Consider the following 21,101-nt stretch of genomic DNA (forward strand, 5'->3'; position numbering starts at 1 on the left):
CATGTCAACTGTACAAGTACCGAAATTAAATACGAAAGACCTTTTAACATTAGAAGAACTAACGCAAGAAGAAATTATTTCTTTAATTGAGTTCGCAATATATTTAAAAAAGAATAAGCAAGAGCCTTTACTGCAAGGCAAAATATTAGGTCTTATCTTTGATAAACATTCAACTCGTACTCGTGTATCTTTTGAAGCAGGAATGGTACAGCTTGGGGGACATGGTATGTTTTTAAGTGGAAAAGAGATGCAAATGGGAAGAGGAGAAACTGTTTCAGATACTGCGAAAGTATTATCGCAGTATATTGACGGGATTATGATACGTACATTCTCACATGCGGATGTAGAAGAGCTTGCAAAAGAATCGAGCATACCTGTTATTAATGGATTAACGGATGACCATCATCCTTGTCAAGCATTGGCAGACTTAATGACAATATACGAAGAAACAAATACATTTAAAGGAATAAAATTGGCTTACGTAGGTGATGGAAATAATGTATGTCATTCATTGTTGTTAGCGAGTGCAAAAGTTGGAATGCATATGACTGTTGCAACGCCTATAGGGTATGAACCGAATGAAGAGATTGTAAAAAAAGCGTTAGCGATTGCCAAGGAAACAGGAGCTGAAATTGAAATTTTGCATAACCCTGAATTAGCGGTGAATGAAGCAGATTTCATTTATACTGACGTTTGGATGAGCATGGGGCAAGAGGGCGAAGAAGAGAAATATACGTTGTTTCAACCATACCAAATCAATAATGAACTTGTTAAGCATGCGAAGCAAACATATCGCTTCTTACACTGTTTACCTGCCCATCGTGAAGAAGAAGTAACAGGCGAAATTATAGATGGGCCAAAATCTATCGTATTTGAGCAAGCCGGTAATCGATTGCATGCGCAAAAAGCATTATTAGTAAGTTTATTTAAAAATGTAGAAGAGCTTTCCTAAATGATGTACACCTCCAGTTGTGAGACACAAATAACAATTGGAGGTGTATTTTTTTTATTGAAATGTCATATGTATATTTAGTTAACTATTTCGATATCATCTATAATAAAAGAGGAAATGAAATTTGTTTTTCGGGGTGTGTAAGGGCATACTAGGTATAAAAATATAGTTAAAGAGATGATGAGAGTGAAAACAACTAAGAAAACATATTCGTTTTTTCAGCGGATGTGGAGAATATTAAAGTTTCAATATTATAAGTTGCTTCGATCACCAGAAGGAGCGAAGAAAGTATCGTTAGGTTTTGCGATTGGTTTTGGTTTAGAGATGTTGGTTATATATACAGCATCGCTCGTCTATTTAATATTTTATCCAATCGTCAGGTTAGCAAAGGGATCTTTTCCTGCCGCGGTGATTGGCAATATTATTGGAAAAATATCGTTTCTCCCAGTAGTTTTATTTCCGCTTGCGTATGCGCTAGGGAAAATGATTTATCCATTTCATGTGCAAAAAATACATCATGAACCCTTTACAATATCGGACTTGTTTTCAAGTCACATTTTTACGATATTAAAGAGCTTATTACAGAGTGAAGTGTATGTATTAATTGGAATGACGATTTTAGGGGTTGTGTTTGGTGTAGTTTCATATTTCGTTGTGCATTATTTATATGAAAAGAACCGTAAGTTACGTTTGAAGAACAGAAAGAAAAGAGTGAGAGAACCACTCATGCAAATATAAAGAGTGTCACACTCATTTTCTCCTTTGAATATGTTTAAGAAAAAGGAGGAGAGAATGAATGTATTATTATTACGTACCGCAAGTATATCCATATGTAAATTATTATCCGGTTTATGATACGAGTAGGCAATATGAATTATATCGACAACAACAACTACCGCAAATACCATCGCAACAACCTACGCAAGATCAAAAACCATATTTAACGACATGGCCATATTCAAATGTATACTATGGCAATTATTACGAATCATAAAGCTGCTTCTATTTAGAAGCAGCTTTATACGTTTGTTTTCAAAATTAAATTTTGAATGGTTTGAAGAGAGTGAATGAGTTTTTCACGTTCTTCCTCAGATAACGTTTGGAAATTTTCTTTTAATTTGTCTAAAATGAATTGTTGATACTGATTTACTAACAATTTCCCTTCAGCTGTCAGGGAAATTAAAATGACCCGTCGATCTTTTTCGCTATAATGACGCTCTATTAGTTCTTCTTGGATCAGTTTGTTTAATAGAGGTGTCATGTTAGGCCGTGAAATCGCTAGCCGCTTGCCGATTTCGGAAACTGCTAATGTGCCATTTTCATGCAGAAGCAGTAATACTTGTGTATGTGATGGCGGCATATGTCTTTGAGAAGAAAATTCTCCAGGAAGCATAAATTTGCGATAAAAAAGAGGCACTAGCGAAAGAAGATGATCAACAATACGTTCCCACTCGCGTGATTCCATATAAAGGCCCCCTTCCACTCTCATTGTAACAAAAAAGACATGTTATAAAAATAGAATTGTTTCATGCGAATTTTAATATTTGTAGGCCAACACTTTTTTTGTAAAGGAATCGGCAATAATCGAATAGCCTTTATCATTTGGGTGTACTTGGTCAAAGAGTAAATCTTTCTTATCATTCGATATTAATTTGCGAATTGGTAAAACGATAGATGGTTGATTTGCTTTTGCAATGGAATAAACGGATTCATTCCATCCGTCTAAAAACATATCTGCATAACTTGCGATGGAGTCATCGAGTTGTAACGGGTTATAGAGTTCAGAAAGAATGAGTAAAGCATCCGGATTTTGATCTCGGACTGTCTTTACAATATTTTTTACATCCGCTTCAAAATGAGCTTTTTCTTTATTTAACATTTTAATACCGTCTATAACACCGACATCACGATTTAAGCGAAATAAATTATTTCCCCCAATGTTAATTGTAATAATATTGGCTGCTCTAATTTTTTGCTTTACATCTTCTGATTCAACCTTTTTAGCGAGACGATCTGTTGTAATACCGTTTATCCCAAGGTTTTCTACAGTAATTGGTTTATGAATTTGTGCTTCTATTTGTTTAGAGGCTAATTCAGCAAATCCACCTTGTGTCGATCCATATCCTTTGGCGAGCGAATCACCTAGTACGAGATGATAAAAGGAATCGTTTGTTTGCTTATCAATCCAACTTGGAGTAGATGTTTTTTCTGTTTTTTCTTCGGGTTCATTTTGTTTTGTCTCATCGTTCTTTTCAAAATAAGAATAAGAAATGATTAGAAGGAGGAGACAAACAATTGTTAAGATGACTTTTTTCATAATTCATCCTCCTTGTAATTGGTAATTGTATCATATTCAGCAGTATTAACAATGTAAGGGCATATTATATGTTTATGAAAAGTTTACAATAACTTTACAGAAAATTTGTAGAAGTATGTCAAAAAATATTGACGATATGAAAGTACATTATATATGATAATGTCAGATAAGGTGAAATTCTACATAGTGGGAGCTTTATCTCCCGTTAATTGCTAGTCTCCATCAATGGATCGTTTAAGGAGACTACTCGTTAGCGTAGGGTGAAATGAAAATCGTGTATCTACTAGAAGAAAAAAGGTATGTGGTTAGAGAATGCTAGAAATTCATTTCATTATTCTTTGGTAATTGTATAAGGGGGATTTTTTGTGAAAAAGTCAAAAAAAATGCTAGCTGGAGCAACTCTTGCTATTGGTGTTATAGCGCCGCAAGTATTGCCAGCAACAGCTCATGCGGATGAGCAAACTGGGGAGAGTACGGTTAACTTACGAATTCTAGAAACATCAGATATTCACGTTAACTTAATGAATTACGATTATTATCAAACGAAAACCGATAATAAAGTAGGTCTCGTGCAAACTGCAACACTTGTGAATAAAGCGCGTGAAGAAGCGAAGAACTCTGTCCTGTTTGATGATGGGGATGCATTACAAGGGACACCGCTTGGAGATTATGTAGCGAATAAAATAAATGATCCGAAGAAGCCTGTGGATCCTAGTTATACGCACCCATTATATCGTTTAATGAATTTAATGAAGTATGACGTCATCTCTCTTGGGAATCATGAATTTAACTACGGTTTAGATTATTTAAACAAAGTAATTAGTAAAACAGAATTCCCGGTTATTAACTCGAACGTCTATAAAGATGATAAAGATAATAATGAAGAGAATGATCAAAATTACTTTAAACCATATCATGTTTTTGAAAAAGAAGTAGAAGATGAATCAGGTCAAAAACAAAAAGTGAAAATTGGCGTAATGGGATTTGTTCCACCTCAAGTTATGAACTGGGATAAAGCAAATCTAGAAGGAAAAGTGAAAGCAAAAGATATAGTTGAAACAGCGAAAAAAATGGTGCCAAAAATGAAAGCAGAAGGTGCCGATGTTATCGTTGCACTAGCGCATTCAGGTGTTGATAAGAGTGGTTACAACGTTGGCATGGAAAACGCATCGTATTATTTAACAGAAGTTCCTGATGTAGATGCGGTATTAATGGGACATTCACATACTGAAGTGAAGGACGTATTTAATGGTGTTCCAGTTGTAATGCCTGGTGTCTTTGGAAGTAACTTAGGTATTATAGACATGCAATTGAAAAAAGTAAATGGAAAATGGGAAGTACAAAAAGAGCAATCGAAGCCGCAACTTCGTCCGATTGCTGATAGTAAAGGAAACCCACTCGTACAATCTGATCAAAATTTAGTTAATGAAATTAAAGATGATCACCAAGCGACAATTGATTATGTGAATACAGCTGTAGGAAAAACGACAGCGCCAATTAATAGTTATTTCTCATTAGTACAAGATGATCCTTCTGTACAACTTGTGACAAATGCACAGAAATGGTATGTAGAAAAGTTATTTGCTGAAAATGGACAGTATAGTAAATATAAAGGAATTCCAGTTTTATCTGCAGGTGCACCATTTAAAGCAGGTGGCCGAAACGGTGCTACATATTATACGGATATTCCAGCTGGAACGTTAGCGATTAAAAACGTTGCAGATTTATATGTATATCCAAATACATTATATGCTGTAAAAGTAAATGGGGCACAAGTAAAAGAATGGCTTGAAATGTCTGCAGGTCAGTTTAATCAAATTGATCCAAAGAAAACAGAAGAACAGCCGTTAGTAAATATAGGTTATCCTACATATAACTTCGATATTTTAGATGGCTTAAAATACGAAATTGATGTAACACAACCGGCGAAATACGATAAAGATGGAAAAGTTATAAATGCAAATACGAATCGTATTATAAATATGACATATGAAGGTAAGCCAGTAGCTGACAATCAAGAATTCATCGTCGCTACAAATAACTATCGCGGAAGCAGCCAAACGTTCCCGGGTGTAAGCAAAGGGGAGGTTGTATACCAATCACAAGATGAAACGCGTCAAATCATTGTGAAGTATATGCAAGAAACGCCAGTTATTGATCCAGCAGCAGATAAAAATTGGACGTTTAAACCGATTGTTGCCGATAAATTAAATACAACATTCGATTCTTCACCAAATGCACAAAAGTATATAAAGAAAGATGGAAAAATATCATATGTTGGACCATCTGAAAATGAATTTGCTAAATATGCAATTGATATAACGAAGAAGAACGATGATGATAAAGAAACTGGTGGAGAGAATCCAACAACACCGCCAACAGGTGAAGGAAATAATGGAGAAAATCCAACGACACCACCAACAAGTGAAGGAAATAATGGAGAAAATCCAACGACACCACCAACAAGTGAAGGAAATAATGGAGAAAATCCAACGACACCACCAACAGGTGAAGGAAATAATGGAGAAAATCCAACGACACCACCAACAGATGAAGGTAATAATACAGGATCTGGACAAACTACAACGGATAATCAAAACGTAAAAGAAACAACAACTGTAAGTGAAAAGAAAGAAGAACGTGATTTACCGAAAACAGGTACAAGTGTTGTTTCTACAATTGGAGCAGGTTTGGCGTTTATTGGAGCAGGATTCCTTCTGTTATTTAGAAGAAAGAAAGCAAATAGATAGTGGAGAAATATAAAAAGGATTACCGATTCAGGTAATCCTTTTTGATATATTATGAAAGTGTTACAGCTTTTTCCTTCTTCCATGAAAGGCCAAATCCAGTAAAGCCGACGATAATTGTTACAACTGGACAAGCTAAGCAGAAGATTGCGAATGGAACGTAATCAAAAGTTGGAACGCCAAGGACGTTCGATAAGAATACGCCACTTACTCCCCATGGTACGAGCGGGTTAATAACTGTACCTGCATCTTCTAATACACGTGATAAATTACGATGTTCTAAACCGACTTCATCATATTTATTAGCGAATGCTTGTCCTGTTAAAACGATAGATAAGTACTGCTCACCAAGTAAGAAGTTCACACCGATTGCAGTTGAAGCAGTAGAAATAATTAAGCGTGTGCTAGTTTTTACGAAGCTAGAGATGATATTCATTAGCTGCGTAATAATACCCATTCCTTGTAATAATCCTCCCATACAAAGAGCTAGGAAAATAAGAGCGATTGACATCATCATACTTTGCAGGCCACCGCGAGATAATAAGCTATCAATATCTTTCATACCCGTTTTAGAAACGTAACCGTCTTGCATAATTTTCATTAAATCAGTTAAAGAAGTACTAGGTTTAAATATAAATAGGATAATGATCCCTACTATAATTCCAGCAAGTAATGTTGGAACTGCTGGAACTTTTTTAAATGCGAATAGGAACAGTAATAAAATTGGAATAAGTGTAAAGATAGAAATCGTTGCATTTTTCTCTAATGTGCTAATGAAGTTTGTGAAGTCAACGTCTCCACTAGTACCGCTTCCTAAAATGAAAAATGCGATAAAAGCAATAATGAAAGCTGGAACTGTTGTCCAAAGCATGTTACGAATATGCTCAAATAAATCTACACCCGTTACAGCTGGCGCTAAATTTGTTGTATCAGATAAAGGAGACATTTTATCTCCAAAGAATGCACCAGAAATAATTGCACCAGCGATTAGAGCAGGATCGTATCCGAGAGCACTACCCATGCCCATAAAGGCAAGTCCTACAGTTGCGGCAGTTGTAAAGGCACTACCGATACTTGTTCCAACAATTGCACAAACAACAAAAACAGTTGGAATGAAAATTTTTGGGGATACAAGCTGGAAGCCGTATACCATTAAAGTTGGGATTGTTCCAGCAGCGATCCAAACACTAATTAATACGCCTACAAGTAAGAATATAAAAATAGATGGAATACCAGCTGAAATACTACTTATCATTCCTTTTTCCATCGTAGACCAATCAATTTTTTTCATAAATCCAAATGCTAATAAAAAAACGATACCAAATAAAATTGGGATGTGTGGTGAAACTTCTAATTGAATAACACTAAAGCCAATGCAGAAAAAGATAAATACTGTTAAAAGAACAGATTCAATTTTTGAAACCATTGTTTTCCCCTCCTAAGTAATCTAAAATAGCTCTTTTTTATATAAAATTCGCCAATATTGTTTATTTCCTTCTAAATTTTAGAATTTTGTGACAAATTACCGGTAATTGTTGTTTCTTTAATATGATACGGAAATGAATGGATAAAAAAACGTCCCTGCATATAATTATGCAGGGACGAAGAAATCGCGGTACCACCCTAGCTTGTGAAATGAATGTATCACAAAATAAAGGGTCGTATGATATGCGCTAATAAAATAAAAACGCCCCTGCAATATATGCAGGGACGAAAAGTTCGCGGTACCACCCTAAATTGTGAAACAGTGTCGTTTCACCACTCTTTAGATATAACGGTCTATAACCGTCTTTCACTACTCCTTACGTTTCGCAAAAGAAGCTCCAGGGGGTAATTCATAATTCGCTCTGTACTGGTTCGCACCGACCACCAGCTCTCTGAAAGCAGAAATCGAAATACTACTAAATCCTATCAATGCCGATTCATATGATGTTAGTTAAATTTTTATCATATATTCGTCTCACATGTCAATAAAAATATTCAATAATTTTTTAGGGAAATAAAGGAGAACGATTTTAATCCTATGAAAATGTGCGTTATAATGAATTTGAAAGGGGAGGAAAGAGTGAAGAAAAAAATAATTCTTTTTACCACTTTACTAGTCATTGGCGGAAGTGCTGGCATTTACACAGCTTTTGCAGCTGAATCAGAGCAGGCGAAGCAAAAGCAAATACAGCAGTTAGAAGTGAAGAAAGCGAAAGAAGCTGAAGAGAAGAAGTCGATGGAAAAAGCAGCTGATAAACTAGGGGTTTCTACGGAAGGAAAAACAAAAGAAGAGGTTGCGAAAGAAGTAAATACCGCAAGATTTGAGAAGCGCCATGATCTATTGATTGAACATGCAAAACAACTTGGAATTGAAACAGAAGGAAAAAAAGACGAAGAGATTATTTTAGAAATCGGAAAGATACAACATGGAAAGTAGAACAACTTATCTTATGATAAGTTGTTCTTTTTTAAGAACTACTTGATTTAAAAATAATTGACAGTCATTTAGATTTAATGTTAACTATATTTATAAACTAGTTAACATTAGGGGTGACAATTGTGACTTTTAGTAAGAGTACGACTGACAAACCATCATATACATATGAAGAGTTATCGGAGAAAAATAAAGCCTATGTATGGCATCCATTTACACAAATGAAGGATTATTTAGAAGAAGATCCTGTCATTATTGAACGGGGAGAGGGAAGAAAGCTATACGATGTAAATGGAAATGAATATTGGGACGGTGTTTCGTCTATTTGGTTAAATGTTCATGGACATCAAGTGCCAGAACTAGATGAGGCAATTCGTGAGCAATTAAATAAAATTTCCCATTCTACTATGTTAGGGCTTGCTAACGTTCCATCTATTTTATTAGCCGAAAAAATAATTGAAGTTGTACCAGAAGGTTTGAAGAAAGTGTTTTATTCAGACTCCGGTTCTAGCGCTGTTGAAATTGCAATTAAGATGGCCTTTCAATATTGGCAGCATAAAGGAAAAACGAAGAAACAAAGATTTGTTACATTAAAAGAAGCGTATCATGGTGACACAATTGGAGCTGTTTCAGTGGGAGCAATAGACTTGTTTCACCAAGTGTATAGTTCGCTTTTATTTGAAGCAATTAAAATGCCTTATCCATATACATATCGTTCTCCTTATGGAAATAATAAGGAGGAAATTGTAAAAAAACATTTAGAAGAAATGGAAGAGCTGCTGAAAGATAAACATGAAGAGATTGCGGCGATTATTGTAGAACCTTTAATGCAAGGTGCTGGCGGTATGATTACAATGCCAAAAGGATACTTAAAAGGGCTACGTAATTTATGTACAAAATATAATGTTCTATTTATTACAGACGAGGTAGCGACTGGATTTGGGCGTACTGGAAAAATGTTTGCATGTGAACATGAAAATGTAACACCGGATATTTTGACAGCCGGAAAAGGTTTAACAGGCGGATATTTACCAGTTGCAATTACTGTAACGACAGATGAAATTTATAATGCCTTTTTAGGAGGCTATGAAGAACAAAAAACATTTTTCCACGGACATAGTTATACAGGAAATCCGTTAGGGTGTGCGGTAGCAATTGCAAATCTAGAACTATACGAGAAAACAAATTTAATAGAAGAGGTGGCACGTAAAACAGAATATGTGGCGACGCAATTAGAAGACCTCTTTGCATATAAACATGTAGGGGACATTCGTCAATGCGGGTTAATGGTTGGAATTGAACTTGTGAAGAATAAGGAAACGAAAGAAGCGTTTGAATGGACAGAGAGAGTCGGTGTTCAAGTATGTAAACGCTCAAGAGAACTAGGTATGATTTTGCGCCCGCTCGGTAATACGATTGTGTTTATGCCCCCTCTTGCTTCTACAATTGATGAGATTGATGATATGTTACGTATTTTGTATAAAGCAATCTCGGATGTTACGGAGGGAGAATAATGAGTGGCTTTTTTATAACAGCAACGGATACTGAAGCGGGGAAAACTGTAGTCGCCGGTGCATTAGCAGGTGTATTTAGAGAACTGGGATATAACATCGGGGTATATAAACCGTTACAAAGTGGACATGTTGCATCAAATCCAGAAGGAGATGCAGCAAGGCTAAAGGCATTATCAGGTGTACCGACAAAAGAAGATGAAATTTGCCCTTACTCTATTGAAGAGCCGCTTGCCCCGAGACTTGCCATGAAAAGAGCTGGAAGGACAGTAACGTTAAAAGACATTATTCATCACTATAATGAACGATTGAAAGATTTTAATAGTCTACTTGTAGAAGGAGCAGGTGGATTAGCTGTTCCATATACAGAGGATGCTTTAGTAATTGATTTCGCAAAAGAATTACAACTTCCACTTATTGTAGTAGCACGCCCTACATTAGGAACAGTAAATCATACAGTTTTAACGATCGCTTACGCAAAGGCATATGGTTTAACAGTAGCAGGTGTCATTTTATCTGGCTGCAAAGAATGCGAAATGGAAAGAGTGCAAGAAAATAAAGAAATGATTGAAGAGCTAAGTGGGGTACCGGTTTTAGGTTTATTACCATTCTTTGCAGGTGAGTTTACAAGAGAAGAAGTCTTGGAATCTGCTAAAGAATATATAATGATTTCAAAATTAGAGGAGCTTATCCGAAATGAATCAAACGTGGCGCACACATCTTCAATCTAAATTGCAACAATTACATGAGCGAGAGCAGTATCGTAATTTGCATGTAACAGAACAAGCAGAAGAGACATGGCTTATTCGAGATGAGAAAAGGATGCTAAATTTAGCGTCAAATAATTATTTAGGGTTAGCTGGAGATGAAAGGTTAAAAGAAGCTGCTATCGCATGTACAAGAAAATATGGAACTGGGGCGACAGCATCAAGGCTCGTGGTAGGAAACTATTCACTGTATGAAGAGGTTGAGAGAAGTATATGCGATTGGAAAGGCACTGAAAAAGCCTTAGTTGTGAATAGTGGATATACCGCAAATATTGGAGTGATCTCTTCATTAGTGAGTCGTCACGATATTGTGTTTAGTGACAAATTAAATCACGCAAGCATTGTTGATGGAATTATATTAAGTGGGGCAGAGCATAAAAGGTATCGTCATAATGATTTGGATCATTTAGAGAAGTTATTGAAAACAGCGTCACCTGAAAAGCGGAAATTAATCGTAACAGATACTGTTTTTAGTATGGATGGTGATACTGCGTATTTGAGGGAGTTAGTAGAGCTGAAAGAGAAATACGGGGCAATTATTTTAGTGGATGAAGCGCATGCGAGTGGAATATATGGAATTGATGGAGCAGGGTTGTCTCATATAGAAAAAGATCTTTCTCAAAAAATTGATATACATATGGGGACATTTAGCAAGGCTTTAGGGTGTTATGGTGCGTATTTGACAGGCGATGCAATTTATATAGAGTATTTACACAATATGATGAGAAGTTTTATTTTTACTACTGCATTACCGCCTGGAACGTTAGGAGCGGTACAAAAAGCAATTGAAATTGTACAAGAAGATCATAAGAGAAGAGAGAATCTTATAGCAAATGGAGAATACTTCAGGAGCAAATTACGAGAAGCTGGATTTGATATAGGGAATAGTTCAACTCATATTATACCGATTGTAGTCGGTTCAAATGAAAATGCTTTACGGTTTAGCAAAAGGTTACAAGAGGTAGGTATTGCAGCTATTGCAATTCGTCCGCCAACTGTACCGATTAATAGTTCTCGAATTCGCTTTGCAGTTACATCGCAACATACAATAGCTGATTTAAAATGGGCTATTGACCGAATTACTCACATTGCGAAAGAAGAGGAGCTTTTCGTATGAAAGAGCTGAAGATTATTTTTATCCCTGGATGGGGAATGGAAGAAAATATTTGGGATTTAGTACTTCCCCATTTTAAAGGATATCCTGTTCAATGCATTAATTGGCGTAACGTGAAAGAACAAAGTGAGTTTGCGAACAGGATTATAGATGTAGCACAGGATGAAAATGTAATTTTAGTTGGATGGTCACTAGGAGCATTAGCGGCAATTCAAGCTTATAAAAAAATTAAGGCAAAGGGTATCGTGCTAATTGGTGGTACTGCTAAATTTACAAATACAAGTGACTATAGTAGTGGATGGAATACTTTGCATGTAGAACGGCTGAAAAGAAATTTGGAGAGAAGGAAAGAAGATACGCTCAAGCGGTTCTATGAAAATATGTTTACGAAAGATGAGTTGAAAGAGAATAAAAGTTTTGAAGACATCGTAAAACATTTTAAAGGTGATTCTATGCAGTCTTTACAATTCGGTTTGGATTATTTAATAGAAACAGATATGAGAGCAGCATTGAAAGAAATTAACGTCCCTATACTACTTATTCACGGAGAGAGGGATGTAATATGCCCATTGTCTGCAGCATGTAGTATGGCTGAGAATGAAACTGCCACACTCAAGGTAGTAAGTGAGGCTGGACATGCATTATGCGTAACGAATTTCGAATATTGCGCAAATGAAATCATTCAATTTGTAGAGGGGATACGACATGATTAACAAAACGTTACTACAAAAACGATTTAACGTGGCAGCTGTATCCTACGATCAATATGCAAATGTACAAAAAAAGATGGCGCATTCATTACTTTCTACATTGAATCGGCGATATAGTGCAAATTCATCGATACGTATTTTAGAACTTGGATGCGGGACAGGATATGTTACAGAGCAATTATCAAACTTATTTCCGAAAGCACAAATTACAGCTATTGATTTTGCTGAAAGTATGATTGCAGTTGCGAGAACTAGACAAAATATAAACAATGTAACATTTTATTGTGAGGATATCGAAAGATTACGACTAGAAGAAACGTATGATGTCATTATTTCAAATGCCACATTTCAATGGCTAAATGATTTAAAACAAGTGATAAGAAATTTATTTCGTCATTTATCTATAGAGGGGATATTACTCTTTTCAACATTTGGACAGGAAACATTTCAAGAATTGCATGCTTCGTTCCAGCGGGCGAAAGAAGAAAAAAATATACAAAATGAAACATCGATTGGGCAACGTTTTTATTCGAAAAATCAGTTGCGCCATATATGTGAGATAGAAACAGGGGATGTACATGTTTCTGAAACGTGTTACATAGAGAGATTTACAGAAGTTAGGGAGTTTCTACATTCTATTCGTAAAGTAGGAGCGACCAATAGTAATGAAGAATCATATTGTCAAAGTCCCTCACTCTTTCGTGCGATGCTTCGCATATACGAAAGAGACTTCACGGGAAATGAAGGGATAATGGCAACGTATCATGCTTTATTTGTGCATATAACAAAAGAGGGGAAGAGATGAAATGAAACAAGTACAAACAAAAAGGGATTGGAAAAAACTTGCATACGACGTAGTAGAAGAGAAAGTGATTACGAAAGAAGATGCAATAGCGATATTAGAGGCTGACGATACAGAGATTTTAGAAATTATGAATGCTGCGTATATCATTCGCCACCATCACTTTGGTAAGAAAGTAAAATTAAATATGATTATTAATACGAAGTCTGGATTATGCCCTGAAGATTGCGGATATTGTTCACAGTCTATTATTTCAGAGGCGCCGATTGATAAATATGCTTGGCTAACGCAGGAAAAGATTGTAGAAGGGGCACATGAAGCAATTCGTCGTAAAGCGGGTACATATTGTATTGTAGCATCTGGTCGTCGTCCGACTGATAAAGAGGTAAATCACGTAATTGGAGCAGTTAAAGAGATTCGTGAAACGACAGATTTAAAGATTTGTTGTTGTTTAGGTTTCTTAAACGAAGATCAAGCAGGACGTTTAGCGGAAGCGGGTGTACACCGTTATAACCACAACTTAAATACACATGCGAATAATTACGAAAGCATTTGCTCTACTCATACGTATGACGATCGTGTTGATACAGTTCAAAAAGCGAAACAAGCCGGTATTTCACCATGTTCTGGGGCGATCTTTGGAATGGGAGAGACAATAGAAGAGCGAGCTGAAATTGCATTCGAATTACAACGTATAGATGCAGATTCAATTCCATGTAATTTCCTTGTTGCTGTAAAGGGTACGCCGCTTGAAGGACAAAAAGAGTTAACACCAGTAGAATGTTTAAAAGTGCTGGCGATGATGCGCTTTGTAAACCCAACGAAAGAAATTCGTATTTCAGGAGGGCGTGAAATCAATTTACGTTCTGTACAGCCAATCGGTTTATTTGCAGCAAACTCTATTTTTGTTGGAGACTACTTAACGACAGCTGGACAAGAACCGACTGCAGACTGGGGTATGATTGAAGATTTAGGATTTGAGATTGAAGAATGTGCATTATAAGATAGAAAAAAGCAAACTTGTAAAAGAGTTTGCTTTTTTGTAAATAAAATGTAATAAATAGTTGTGAATGCTTGATACTAGTGGGTTTTGAGCGAAAAAAAGAATTTTGGTGGACGAATTTTCCAAGCCCCAATTGTACATAGTAAATATGTAATTTATATTGGGTTGGAGGATTTTACATGCACAAATATATATTAGCGATTATGACTTGTCTCATTTTACTAAAAGCAATAAGTGCTGATCCAGTTAAGGCCGCCGAAAATCCTGAACAAAAAGAGATGCAACAACGAATTGAACAACATTTTCGAACGAAAGCTGAACATTTTGGATTGAAAACAGAAGGGAAAGATTTAAAGGAAGTACGAAAAGAAATTACTATTATAGAAGAAGCGAAGAAAAGAGAGAATGTATGGAAAACAGCACAGACGCTTCGTATACAAACAGAAGGAAAGACAATGGATGAATTAATAAAAGATGTACGGAGAAAAGTGAAGAAATAAAAAAAGAGGCTGCAGCCTCTTTTTTTATGCCCATTGTTTTGATAAGTGAGCCATTTCAATTGCAGCGACGGCGGATTCATAGCCTTTATTACCAGCTTTCGTGCCCGCGCGTTCAATCGCTTGCTCGATCGTTTCAGTCGTCAATACACCGAAAATAACGGGGATGTCTGTTTGTAGTGATAAAGATGCAACACCTTTTGCTACTTCATTACAAACGTAATCGTAATGTGTTGTAGCACCACGAATGACAGTGCCTAACGTAATAACAGCATCATATTTCCCGCTATTCGCCATCTTTTTAGCGATTAAAGGAATTTCAAATGCACCAGGAACCCAAGCAACATCGATATCAGCTTCTTCTACACCGTGACGCTTTAATCCGTCTAAAGCGCCGCCAAGTAATTTACTTGTAATAAATTCATTAAAACGTCCAACAACAACCCCAATTTTTAATCCTGTACCAACTAAATGACCTTCGAATACCATAATAAATCTCTCCTTTAATTATAAGTTTAGTAAATGTCCTAATTTGTTTACTTTCGTTTGTAAATACGTTTTATTCTCTTCTTTTGCTGGCATTTGTAACGGTACACGCTCGATTACTTCTAAATCGTAACCTTGTAAGCCAGCAATTTTTCTTGGGTTATTCGTTAATAATCGTAAATGTTGTAAACCTAAATCTTTTAATATTTGAGCGCCAATACCGTAATCCCGCAAATCAGCAGGGAAGCCAAGCTTTTCATTTGCTTCTACAGTATCGAATCCTTCTTCTTGTAACTTATAAGCGCGAAGCTTATTCAGAAGCCCAATGCCTCGTCCTTCTTGTCTCATATAAAGAAGAACGCCCTTTCCTTCACGCTCAATTTGAGCAAGTGCAGCATGGAGTTGTGGTCCGCAATCACATCGGCACGAGCCAAATACATCTCCTGTTAAGCACTCTGAATGAACGCGTACAAGTACAGGATCTCCTGTTGAAATATCACCTTTTACGAGTGCGATATGCTCTTTCGAATCTAAGGAATTAGAATAGCCAATTGCATGGAAAGTACCGAAATCTGTAGGTAATGTAATTTCCACTTCTCGCGTCACTAATGTTTCATGGTGGCGGCGATAAGCAATTAAATCTTCTATTGTAATCATTTTTATATCAAATTGTTTTGCGCACTGTAGTAAATCAGGTACCCGTGCCATCGTACCGTCCTCATTAATAATTTCACAAATGACGCCAGCTGGTTCTGCTCCGCAGAGCTGTGCTAAATCGACAGCAGCTTCTGTATGACCAGCCCGGCGCAAGACACCACCTTCTTTCGCAATTAATGGAAAGATATGTCCGGGACGATTGAAATCAGCACCTTTTGATGCAGGATTTAACATTTCTCGTATCGTAGTTGCACGTTCGTGAGCACTAATCCCAGTTGTTGTAGAAACATGATCAATGCTCACTGTAAATGCAGTATGATGCGAATCTGTATTATGAGCTACCATTGGTTCTAATTGTAGACGTTCTGCGTACCCTTCTGTAATTGGTACACAAACGAGACCACGTCCATGTGTAATCATAAAGTTAATTGTTTCTGGCGTAATATACTCTGCTAAAGCGATAAAATCGCCTTCATTTTCACGGTTTTCATCATCACATACGATCACGACTTTTCCTTGTTTTAAATCTTCTAGAGCTTCTTCAATACGATGAAACATAATGCTTCCCCCTTATAGAAATCCGTTTTCTTGTAAAAAGCTTTCGGTCATTGAACCTGTTCGTTTTACTGGTTTAGAAATAAAGCGTTCGATATATTTACCAATCATGTCACACTCAATGTTTACGATGTCACCGGCATTCTTTTCTCCGATAACAGATTCACTTACTGTGTGCGGGATGAGTGAAATTGTAATGGAAGATTCGTCTATATCAAATATTGTTAAACTCGTTCCATCAACAGCAATGGACCCTTTATGCAAACAATAGCGTAGCAATTCATCAGAAATAGCTATTTTGTAATAGACGGCATTATAGTGTTGTTTTTTGTTTAATATCGTTCCGATGCCATCGATATGTCCTGAAACGAAATGTCCACCGAATCGTCCGTTTGCAGCCATTGCACGTTCTAAATTTACTTTGCATTGCGGTTTAAGCATGCGAAGTGATGTTGATTGCATCGTTTCAGGCATTGCGTCTACTGTGAATGAAGTTGTTGTGAAACTCGTTACAGTCAAGCAAATACCGTTAACCGCGATGCTATCACCTAAGTGAACATCTGATAAAATTTTATTGGCATGAATCGTTAACTTCATCGCTTCGCCGCTTTGTTGCATGTTTGCAATCGTTCCTAATTCTTCTACAATTCCTGTAAACATTCCATCACCTCACTTCTGGCATGCGCAACAATTTTTATATCATCGCCAACTTGTTTCATCTCTTGAATTTCCAAGGAAAGTGCATCTTGTAATGTTGAAAAACCATTGCCGCCAAATAAAGTAGGGGCATTTTTTCCACCAATTAATTTTGGACTTATATAAGTTACAATTTCATTGAAATACTTTGTTTGTAAGAAACTTGCATGAACGGTTTGACCACCTTCGACGAAAAGAGAAAGAATTTGTTTTTCGCCGAGTAGGTGTAAAACATCCTGTATTTCAATCTGTTTCGTTTTCATTTGGAATATAGCTATATTTTCAGATTCATAAGAAGCTATTTTCTCTGGATTTACATCCTTACCAACTATAATCCATGTCGGTGCTAAACCATCTGTTATGACATGAGAAGATGGTGGCGTTCGTAAATGGGTATCTAAAATAACGCGTATAGGATTTTGCCCTCCGTTAGGAATTCTTGTTGTTAAATGCGGATTATCAGCTATAACTGTATTCACTCCAACAAGAATTGCATCGTGTGTATGACGATATTGATGAACATCAGCTCGTGCATCTTCACTTGTAATCCACTTACTTTCACCGGTTACGGTTGCTGTTTTTCCGTCTAAGCTCATCGCTGTTTTTATTGTTACAAATGGATGTTTCGTTTTCATGTAGTGAAAAAAGTAGCGATTTAATAAAACTGCTTCTGCTTCCAGAACACCGGTAGTTACTTCGATGCCAGCTTCCTCTAATCTTTTTTTTCCATTACCAGAAACGAGAGGATTGCAATCAAGAGTAGCAATTACAACCCGTTTGACTTCTTTTTTGATGAGCAATTCACAGCAAGGTGGTGTTTTTCCAAAATGGCTACACGGTTCAAGTGTTACATACACGGTGGCTCCTTTTGCTTTGTCACCAGCCATATGAAGAGCATGAACTTCTGCGTGTTCTTCACCAGCACGTAAATGAGCTCCCATACCGACGATGTTTCCGTCTTTTACAACAACAGCACCAACCATAGGATTTGGACTTGTTTGCCCAGATGTTCCTTCTGCTAATTGCAGAGCAATCCTCATATATTCTTGATCTGTCATTTTCTTCACCTCTCCTAAAAAAATCAAAAAACCCCAAGGATTTTAATATCCTTGGGGTTTGGGAGACGTGATTTCTAGAAATATAGTTCGAATACGAAAGTATAGGAAAGAAACCTAACGATGATTGATATTTTGGCATAAGGAAGAAACCTAGCAAAAATATCAAATTTTTCAAACGCTAGTCGTATCTTTTTATTTCAGCATAGAAAGATAAGTATACAAAATAAAACATATATATAGATTTGAATTGAATCTATAAAAATATGCATACTGAAATAAAAGTGTATTCGCTATATAAAATTACTAGAAAACATATCCTTCTCCCATCCAGACTATACTGTCGGCCCTAGAGTTTCACTAGATCCACCGTTTTCGAGTTGAAAACGGGTCACGGACTTAGAAGTTTGCACTTCATCACCGCCGGTTGGGAATTTCACCCGACCCCGAAGGATGCTGTTTGCTCAAATTATAGCACAAAAAAAATAAAAGGCTAGTAAAAAGTATTCGAATGTGAAGAATTGTGTGAAAATATATGTAGGCTGAGATGGAGGCAAAAGTATTAGAAATGTTGTAAGGAGAAGGGATATAACGGAGTTGCTAAAAAGAAAAAACATGCACAAAAAAATGTGCATGTCACATGTAAAATTATTCTGCCTCTGGTGCTCTAACAACAGATTCGAATTTACCTTTATGCGAAGCATCGCAATAAGGCATATTTTTTGATAAACCACAACGGCATAAAGAAAATGCCGGTTTTGCTGGGAATACATTCCCTTGTGAATCAACTAATTCCACGTCCCCTGTAACGCGAAAAGAGCCATTATCATTTACTTTAATTTGTACTTTAGCCAACGCTATCCCTCCTTCCCAAACGCTTAATTTCATCATATAATCAAGAAAAGTACTTGACAATATGAAAAGAGCACTTTCTTTGGAAGAGAAGAGAGTGTTATAATATTTTTTATAACTGACTAGAGTAAGGTGACGAAAGATGGATAAACAATTACGTACATTACGAAATATTGCAAATGAGCGCACGTGGGCTTCATTTTTGAATGATAATCATCCATATAGTTTGTTACACTGGTCCATTGCTGGTGTAGGACAAGAGTCAAAGGATGTTTGGTTACTGCAAGATGAGGTAACATTTCAAACGACAGAATTTCCAACGCTAGATGATGCAATAAAGTGGATTTCTGAAAATATGGAACAAGTTACAGACGTTTTAGCGCAATAAAAAAACAGGCTTATGCAAGCCTGTTTTTTGTTTCTTTTACATATGAGTTTAAAAATTGATCAACGGCTGCTTCATACTCTTCTTTATTTTCGTTATAAGAGCAAGCGTGTGCGCCGTGTTCTGCAATATAAAGTTGTTTATTGTTTTCCTTCGCTTCATAGAGCGCTTTCGTCATATCAGCTAAAATATAATCATCATCTTTACTATGAATAAAGAGGACGGGATTGTTAATGTTTTTTATACAATCGATTGGTGAAACTTCACGAATCGTATAACCGTCACGCACTTTTAAGAAAGCATTTGCTAAAGGTAATAAAGGCCATTTCGGTAAATGGAATTCAACCTTTAAACGATGTTGTAATTGTCCGTAGAAATCAGAAAAAGGACAATCTGCAATATAGAAATCAGCACCATCTTCTACAAGTCCTGCGTACTGAAGAAGTGTTGCAGCTCCCATCGATTCACCATGAATACCGAGTGTTATATTTGTTCCAAAACGACTTTTTAGCCAGTCAACTACAGATTTTAAATCATGCTTTTCATAGTATCCATAGCTTGTTGTTTTTCCGCCAGTTTTACCATGACGACGATGATCGTAAATAACGACATTATATCCTCTGTTTAAAAATAACCTTGCATATTTTACAGAGTTCATTTTATTTACAGTTACGCCGTGACAGAAAATCATAAACTTATTGGAATGACCAGCAGGAATGTAATATCCGTGAAGATCATATCCGAATTGCGAAGGAATATGAATTTCTTCTTTATGAAGAGCTTCAAAATCCTCTATACGAAAATGTTTTTTCGTTTCTCTTTCGAGTATTTCTTCCTCTGTTTTTTTCTTTAAGTACATCACCTTATTTGTAAAGAAAATCCCAAGGGCAGTTATCGCACCTAGTATAGTAAACAATGCTGCAAAAAAACGTTTCATACTTTACCTCATCCTCCAAATACCGTTACATGTGATACACTTATATTGTATCACAAGGATAGAAAAGGGGAGAAATAGGAAATGGTGCATATACAAAAAATTACGCCAGCGATGAAAGAAACAATTCGAATGTTCATGTGTGAGAACTGGGGAAGTTCATTGATGGTTTCACGTGGTAAGGGACATCAGTTAGAAGAGTTGCCAGGATTTGTTGCGCTCTCAGAAGACAGAATAATCGGAATTGTAACGTATGAATTGATCGGAAATATGTGCGAAATTGTATCGTTAGATAGCTTTGAAGAAAGAAAAGGAATAGGGACAAAACTTGTGGATTGTGTATTACGAGTTGCAGAAGAAGAACGGTGCAGGAAGGTTTGGCTTATAACAACAAATGATAATATGAATGCGTTACGTTTTTACCAAAAACGTAATTTTTTGATGACGAATTTATATGTAAATGCGGTGGAAGAGGCACGAAAAATAAAGAAAGAAATTCCGCGCATTGGGTATGATAATATCCCGATTTTACATGAAATTCAATTAGAATATAGTTTAGTGTAATGATGTAACAATTTTCAGAAATATAAATTATTAACCTTGACGAATATTGTAATTTAGGTTACCGTAAAATTGTAATCT

The 21,101-nt window shown here is 36.3% G+C and carries 23 protein-coding genes, 1 riboswitch and 1 other annotated feature; of the genes, 14 read left to right on the top strand and 9 right to left on the bottom strand.

The features are described from left to right. The first annotated feature begins 1 nt into the window (after nucleotide 1). The 3 genes from argF (at nucleotide 2) to QCI47_RS06905 (ending at nucleotide 1,946) form a co-directional block, all read left to right on the top strand. The gene (gene argF, locus QCI47_RS06895; RefSeq protein WP_000108891.1) at nucleotides 2-952 is read left to right on the top strand and encodes an ornithine carbamoyltransferase; all 951 of its coding nucleotides are present in this window, start codon (nucleotides 2-4) and stop codon (nucleotides 950-952) included. A 177-nt stretch (nucleotides 953-1,129) separates the two neighbouring features. Continuing rightward, entirely contained in the window at nucleotides 1,130-1,690 is a 561-nt protein-coding gene (locus tag QCI47_RS06900) for a DUF2062 domain-containing protein (protein ID WP_002028428.1), read from the top strand. 58 nt (nucleotides 1,691-1,748) lie between these two features. Then, on the top strand, nucleotides 1,749-1,946 hold the full coding sequence (locus QCI47_RS06905) for a hypothetical protein (RefSeq protein WP_000291952.1): 198 nt from the start codon (nucleotides 1,749-1,751) through the stop codon (nucleotides 1,944-1,946). A 24-nt stretch (nucleotides 1,947-1,970) separates the two neighbouring features. Here the strand turns inward: QCI47_RS06905 and QCI47_RS06910 are convergent, their stop codons facing one another. Both QCI47_RS06910 and QCI47_RS06915 read right to left on the bottom strand, forming a co-directional pair. Next, nucleotides 1,971-2,417: a MarR family winged helix-turn-helix transcriptional regulator gene (locus QCI47_RS06910; protein WP_000445819.1), complete on the bottom strand. Its 447-nt coding sequence runs from the start codon at nucleotides 2,415-2,417 to the stop codon at nucleotides 1,971-1,973. A gap of 72 nt (nucleotides 2,418-2,489) precedes the next feature. After that, nucleotides 2,490-3,269, bottom strand: coding sequence for a GDSL-type esterase/lipase family protein (locus tag QCI47_RS06915; protein WP_076874254.1), 780 nt, complete (start codon nucleotides 3,267-3,269; stop codon nucleotides 2,490-2,492). A 365-nt stretch (nucleotides 3,270-3,634) separates the two neighbouring features. Between QCI47_RS06915 and cpdB the strand changes: the two genes are divergently transcribed. After that, nucleotides 3,635-6,019, top strand: a complete 2,385-nt coding sequence (gene cpdB, locus QCI47_RS06920; protein ID WP_353811727.1) for a bifunctional 2',3'-cyclic-nucleotide 2'-phosphodiesterase/3'-nucleotidase — start codon at nucleotides 3,635-3,637, stop codon at nucleotides 6,017-6,019. Between the two features lie 49 nt (nucleotides 6,020-6,068). Here cpdB and nhaC read toward each other — a convergent pair whose 3' ends face one another. Continuing rightward, the gene (gene nhaC, locus QCI47_RS06925; protein ID WP_353811728.1) at nucleotides 6,069-7,442 is read right to left on the bottom strand and encodes a Na+/H+ antiporter NhaC; all 1,374 of its coding nucleotides are present in this window, start codon (nucleotides 7,440-7,442) and stop codon (nucleotides 6,069-6,071) included. 277 nt (nucleotides 7,443-7,719) lie between these two features. Beyond that, nucleotides 7,720-7,940, bottom strand: a binding site (T-box leader). A 141-nt stretch (nucleotides 7,941-8,081) separates the two neighbouring features. On the opposite strand from nhaC, the gene QCI47_RS06930 reads away from it, so the two are divergent. From QCI47_RS06930 to QCI47_RS06965, 8 genes are all read left to right on the top strand, one after another. Further along, on the top strand, nucleotides 8,082-8,438 hold the full coding sequence (locus QCI47_RS06930; protein WP_000726889.1) for a hypothetical protein: 357 nt from the start codon (nucleotides 8,082-8,084) through the stop codon (nucleotides 8,436-8,438). Between the two features lie 122 nt (nucleotides 8,439-8,560). Continuing rightward, a complete protein-coding gene (gene bioA, locus QCI47_RS06935; protein WP_061132226.1) occupies nucleotides 8,561-9,949 on the top strand; it encodes an adenosylmethionine--8-amino-7-oxononanoate transaminase in 1,389 nt (462 codons plus the stop codon). After that, on the top strand, nucleotides 9,949-10,677 hold the full coding sequence (gene bioD, locus QCI47_RS06940; RefSeq protein WP_309422212.1) for an ATP-dependent dethiobiotin synthetase BioD: 729 nt from the start codon (nucleotides 9,949-9,951) through the stop codon (nucleotides 10,675-10,677). Before bioA ends, bioD begins: the two co-directional genes overlap by 1 nt. Beyond that, nucleotides 10,643-11,830 carry an 8-amino-7-oxononanoate synthase gene (gene bioF, locus QCI47_RS06945; RefSeq protein ID WP_001077309.1) on the top strand — a complete coding sequence of 396 codons (1,188 nt, stop codon included), beginning with the start codon at nucleotides 10,643-10,645 and terminating at the stop codon, nucleotides 11,828-11,830. The genes bioD and bioF overlap by 35 nt, the downstream gene beginning before the upstream one ends. Beyond that, nucleotides 11,827-12,540: an alpha/beta fold hydrolase gene (locus QCI47_RS06950; RefSeq protein ID WP_000661275.1), complete on the top strand. Its 714-nt coding sequence runs from the start codon at nucleotides 11,827-11,829 to the stop codon at nucleotides 12,538-12,540. The genes bioF and QCI47_RS06950 overlap by 4 nt, the downstream gene beginning before the upstream one ends. Continuing rightward, on the top strand, nucleotides 12,533-13,342 hold the full coding sequence (gene bioC, locus QCI47_RS06955; protein ID WP_000608932.1) for a malonyl-ACP O-methyltransferase BioC: 810 nt from the start codon (nucleotides 12,533-12,535) through the stop codon (nucleotides 13,340-13,342). The genes QCI47_RS06950 and bioC overlap by 8 nt, the downstream gene beginning before the upstream one ends. A gap of 1 nt (nucleotide 13,343) precedes the next feature. Continuing rightward, the gene (gene bioB, locus QCI47_RS06960) at nucleotides 13,344-14,342 is read left to right on the top strand and encodes a biotin synthase (protein WP_000815866.1); all 999 of its coding nucleotides are present in this window, start codon (nucleotides 13,344-13,346) and stop codon (nucleotides 14,340-14,342) included. A gap of 179 nt (nucleotides 14,343-14,521) precedes the next feature. After that, nucleotides 14,522-14,842: a hypothetical protein gene (locus QCI47_RS06965; RefSeq protein ID WP_000549777.1), complete on the top strand. Its 321-nt coding sequence runs from the start codon at nucleotides 14,522-14,524 to the stop codon at nucleotides 14,840-14,842. Between the two features lie 24 nt (nucleotides 14,843-14,866). Here QCI47_RS06965 and ribH read toward each other — a convergent pair whose 3' ends face one another. From ribH to QCI47_RS06990, 5 genes are all read right to left on the bottom strand, one after another. Then, nucleotides 14,867-15,328, bottom strand: a complete 462-nt coding sequence (gene ribH, locus QCI47_RS06970; RefSeq protein WP_098946798.1) for a 6,7-dimethyl-8-ribityllumazine synthase — start codon at nucleotides 15,326-15,328, stop codon at nucleotides 14,867-14,869. Nucleotides 15,329-15,346: 18 nt separating this feature from the next. Then, the gene (ribBA, locus tag QCI47_RS06975; RefSeq protein WP_000468997.1) at nucleotides 15,347-16,540 is read right to left on the bottom strand and encodes a bifunctional 3,4-dihydroxy-2-butanone 4-phosphate synthase/GTP cyclohydrolase II; all 1,194 of its coding nucleotides are present in this window, start codon (nucleotides 16,538-16,540) and stop codon (nucleotides 15,347-15,349) included. A 12-nt stretch (nucleotides 16,541-16,552) separates the two neighbouring features. Beyond that, complete coding sequence (gene ribE, locus QCI47_RS06980; protein ID WP_000493917.1) at nucleotides 16,553-17,197, bottom strand: riboflavin synthase subunit alpha; 645 nt, start codon at nucleotides 17,195-17,197, stop codon at nucleotides 16,553-16,555. After that, nucleotides 17,179-18,291: a bifunctional diaminohydroxyphosphoribosylaminopyrimidine deaminase/5-amino-6-(5-phosphoribosylamino)uracil reductase RibD gene (gene ribD, locus QCI47_RS06985; protein ID WP_074540529.1), complete on the bottom strand. Its 1,113-nt coding sequence runs from the start codon at nucleotides 18,289-18,291 to the stop codon at nucleotides 17,179-17,181. The genes ribE and ribD overlap by 19 nt, the downstream gene beginning before the upstream one ends. Nucleotides 18,292-18,602: 311 nt before the next feature. Next, nucleotides 18,603-18,746: riboswitch (FMN riboswitch) on the bottom strand. Nucleotides 18,747-18,936: 190 nt separating this feature from the next. Next, nucleotides 18,937-19,143, bottom strand: a complete 207-nt coding sequence (locus QCI47_RS06990; RefSeq protein WP_001151582.1) for a CDGSH iron-sulfur domain-containing protein — start codon at nucleotides 19,141-19,143, stop codon at nucleotides 18,937-18,939. A gap of 139 nt (nucleotides 19,144-19,282) precedes the next feature. Between QCI47_RS06990 and QCI47_RS06995 the strand changes: the two genes are divergently transcribed. Continuing rightward, nucleotides 19,283-19,528: a YqkC family protein gene (locus QCI47_RS06995; RefSeq protein WP_000360809.1), complete on the top strand. Its 246-nt coding sequence runs from the start codon at nucleotides 19,283-19,285 to the stop codon at nucleotides 19,526-19,528. 10 nt (nucleotides 19,529-19,538) lie between these two features. Here the strand turns inward: QCI47_RS06995 and QCI47_RS07000 are convergent, their stop codons facing one another. Then, nucleotides 19,539-20,462, bottom strand: a complete 924-nt coding sequence (locus tag QCI47_RS07000) for an alpha/beta hydrolase (protein ID WP_000819219.1) — start codon at nucleotides 20,460-20,462, stop codon at nucleotides 19,539-19,541. A gap of 81 nt (nucleotides 20,463-20,543) precedes the next feature. Here QCI47_RS07000 and QCI47_RS07005 point away from each other — a divergent pair, with 81 nt between their 5' ends. Then, nucleotides 20,544-21,023, top strand: coding sequence for a GNAT family N-acetyltransferase (locus QCI47_RS07005; RefSeq protein WP_000233414.1), 480 nt, complete (start codon nucleotides 20,544-20,546; stop codon nucleotides 21,021-21,023). Nucleotides 21,024-21,101: the final 78 nt, after the last annotated feature.

The organism is Bacillus cereus group sp. RP29, from assembly GCF_040459765.1.
GTDB classification, from domain to species: domain Bacteria; phylum Bacillota; class Bacilli; order Bacillales; family Bacillaceae_G; genus Bacillus_A; species Bacillus_A paranthracis.

Bases quoted from the DNA above. Each gene is read 5' to 3' on its own strand.
- argF (WP_000108891.1), top strand. From the start codon at position 2: ATGTCAACTGTACAAGTACCGAAATTAAATACGAAAGACCTTTTAACA.
- QCI47_RS06900 (WP_002028428.1), top strand. From the start codon at position 1,130: ATGATGAGAGTGAAAACAACTAAGAAAACATATTCGTTTTTTCAGCGG.
- QCI47_RS06905 (WP_000291952.1), top strand. From the start codon at position 1,749: ATGTATTATTATTACGTACCGCAAGTATATCCATATGTAAATTATTAT.
- QCI47_RS06910 (WP_000445819.1), bottom strand. From the start codon at position 2,417: ATGGAATCACGCGAGTGGGAACGTATTGTTGATCATCTTCTTTCGCTA.
- QCI47_RS06915 (WP_076874254.1), bottom strand. From the start codon at position 3,269: ATGAAAAAAGTCATCTTAACAATTGTTTGTCTCCTCCTTCTAATCATT.
- nhaC (WP_353811728.1), bottom strand. From the start codon at position 7,442: ATGGTTTCAAAAATTGAATCTGTTCTTTTAACAGTATTTATCTTTTTC.
- bioD (WP_309422212.1), top strand. From the start codon at position 9,949: ATGAGTGGCTTTTTTATAACAGCAACGGATACTGAAGCGGGGAAAACT.
- bioF (WP_001077309.1), top strand. From the start codon at position 10,643: ATGAATCAAACGTGGCGCACACATCTTCAATCTAAATTGCAACAATTA.
- QCI47_RS06950 (WP_000661275.1), top strand. From the start codon at position 11,827: ATGAAAGAGCTGAAGATTATTTTTATCCCTGGATGGGGAATGGAAGAA.
- bioC (WP_000608932.1), top strand. From the start codon at position 12,533: ATGATTAACAAAACGTTACTACAAAAACGATTTAACGTGGCAGCTGTA.
- bioB (WP_000815866.1), top strand. From the start codon at position 13,344: ATGAAACAAGTACAAACAAAAAGGGATTGGAAAAAACTTGCATACGAC.
- QCI47_RS06965 (WP_000549777.1), top strand. From the start codon at position 14,522: ATGCACAAATATATATTAGCGATTATGACTTGTCTCATTTTACTAAAA.
- ribH (WP_098946798.1), bottom strand. From the start codon at position 15,328: ATGGTATTCGAAGGTCATTTAGTTGGTACAGGATTAAAAATTGGGGTT.
- ribBA (WP_000468997.1), bottom strand. From the start codon at position 16,540: ATGTTTCATCGTATTGAAGAAGCTCTAGAAGATTTAAAACAAGGAAAA.
- ribE (WP_000493917.1), bottom strand. From the start codon at position 17,197: ATGTTTACAGGAATTGTAGAAGAATTAGGAACGATTGCAAACATGCAA.
- ribD (WP_074540529.1), bottom strand. From the start codon at position 18,291: ATGACAGATCAAGAATATATGAGGATTGCTCTGCAATTAGCAGAAGGA.
- QCI47_RS06995 (WP_000360809.1), top strand. From the start codon at position 19,283: ATGGATAAACAATTACGTACATTACGAAATATTGCAAATGAGCGCACG.
- QCI47_RS07000 (WP_000819219.1), bottom strand. From the start codon at position 20,462: ATGAAACGTTTTTTTGCAGCATTGTTTACTATACTAGGTGCGATAACT.
- QCI47_RS07005 (WP_000233414.1), top strand. From the start codon at position 20,544: ATGGTGCATATACAAAAAATTACGCCAGCGATGAAAGAAACAATTCGA.